This window comes from Streptomyces sp. NPDC002784, from assembly GCF_053592135.1.
The window spans coordinates 1-1,921 of record NZ_JBSFVD010000144.1; the positions used below are offsets into that span (position 1 = coordinate 1).

Annotated in this window: 1 protein-coding gene; it reads right to left on the minus strand. The window is 73.0% G+C overall.

The genetic code is table 11. From position 1 onward, the window contains the following. The coding region (locus tag ACWD1Z_RS37255; protein ID WP_451125328.1) for a condensation domain-containing protein at positions 1–1,921 on the minus strand (1,921 nt) is incomplete at both ends.

Below are 1,921 nucleotides of genomic sequence, written 5' to 3' on the forward strand. Positions count from 1 at the left end.
GGAACGTCGGATCACCCGACACATCCGTCCGCAGCACCAGCGTATTGACGAAGAAGCCGACCAGGTCATCCAGGCTGTCGTCGGTGCGCCCGGCGACCGCCGTCCCCAGCGGAATGTCCGTCCCCGCACCCAGCCTGCTCAGCAACGCCGCCACCGCCGCCTGCAACACCATGAACAGCGTCGTCCCGGTCTCGCGGGCCAGGCCGCCGATACGGGCCTGGAGTTCGGCGGGCACGAAGAGGTCGATCGCCTCGGCCCGGTGGCTGGGTGCGGCGGGCCGGGGCCGGTCGGCGGGCAGGGTGAGCTCTTCGGGCAGGTCCGCCAGGGCCTCCTGCCAGTAGGCGAGGTGGCGGGCCGCGAGACTGTCGGGGTCGGCCTCGTCGCCGAGCAGGTCCCGCTGCCACAACGTGTAGTCGGCGTACTGGATCGGCAGCGGGCCCCAGTCCGGGGCGCCGCCGGTCACGCGCACCGAGTAGGCGGTGCTCAGGTCACGGGCCAGGGGCGCCATCGACCAGCCGTCACCGGCGATGTGGTGCAGGACCAGCACCAGCACGTGCTCCTGCTCACCGATCTCGAACAGAGCCGCACGCAGGGGGAGTTCAGTCTCCAGGTCGAAGTCGTGCGCCGCCTCCTCGGCCAGGCGGGAGGGCAGTTCCGCCTCGGCCACGGCCCGCGTGGACAGCGGGACGCGGGCGTCGGCGGTGATGTGCTGGTACGGCTGCCCCTCCACGGCCGGGAAGAGCGTGCGCAACGACTCGTGCCGCAGCGCCACATCGTCCAGCGCCGCCTGGAGCCCACCGGTGTCGACCGTCCCGCGCAACCGCACCGCGAGCGGAATGTTGTACGTCGAACCGCCCTCCTCCCACTCCCGCAGGAACCACAACCGCTGCTGGGCGTACGACAACGGCAGCGGCTCGGGCCGCACCGCCACCACGGCCGGCCTGGGCAGGGCGGTGTCCTCGGCCCGCAGATGCGCCGCGAGCTGCGCGACCGTCGGGTTGCCGAACAAGGCCCTGATGCCCACCTCGACGCCCAGCACGGTGCGGATGCGGCTGATCAGCCCGGTGGCCAGGAGCGAGTAGCCGCCGAGGGCGAAGAAGTTGTCGTCGGCACCGACGTGCGCCGCTCCCAGGGTCTCGGCGAAGAGGGCGCACAGGACTTCCTCTTCGGGGGTGCGCGGACGGCGGGCGGGGGCGGGCTCGTCCTGGCCTGCGGGGTCCGGCCGCTCGGGCAACCGGATGTCCAGCCGGCCGTCGGGGCTCCAGCGGGCCTGCCTGCCGGTGCGGTACATCACGGTGCCGGATCCGCCGTGCGGGTCGGCGACGAACCTGTCACCCGCGGCGGAGGGGGCGGGCACGGTGAGGTAGAGGTCGCCGCTGACCCCGGCCGGCACCGGCCTCAGGTGGTCGTCGAGGAGGTAGGCCACGGCCCGGTCGGGCGCTGACACCCCCGCCAGTTCGCGCCACATCTCGGCCGGGACGGTGGCGCTCCACTCGTCGAGGACGCGGTGCAGCTCGTCGGCCGTGAGCAGTTCCGCCTGGCCGACGGGCGTGTCCGGCTCGGCGGTCACCGCCTCCAGGAGCCGGAGGAAGCGCCGGGCCAGGTCGTCCACGGTGGCGCGGTCGAACAGGTCGGTGGCGTACTCGAACTCGGCCCTGATGCCCGCCTGCCGGCCGGCCTCGTCGAAGGTCTCCTCCACGCCGATGCTCAGGTCGAACTTGGCGGCGCGGTGGTTCAGAGGCTCGGCGGAGGTGCGGAGTCCGGCGAAGCCGTACGCGCCGTCGTCGGTGTTCTGGAGGACGAGCATGGTCTGGAAGAGGGGGTGCCGGGCGGTGGAGCGGACGGGGTTGACCGCCTCGACGACCCGCTCGAACGGCAGGTCCTGATGCGCATACGCCTCCAGGTCGGAAGCCCGCACCCG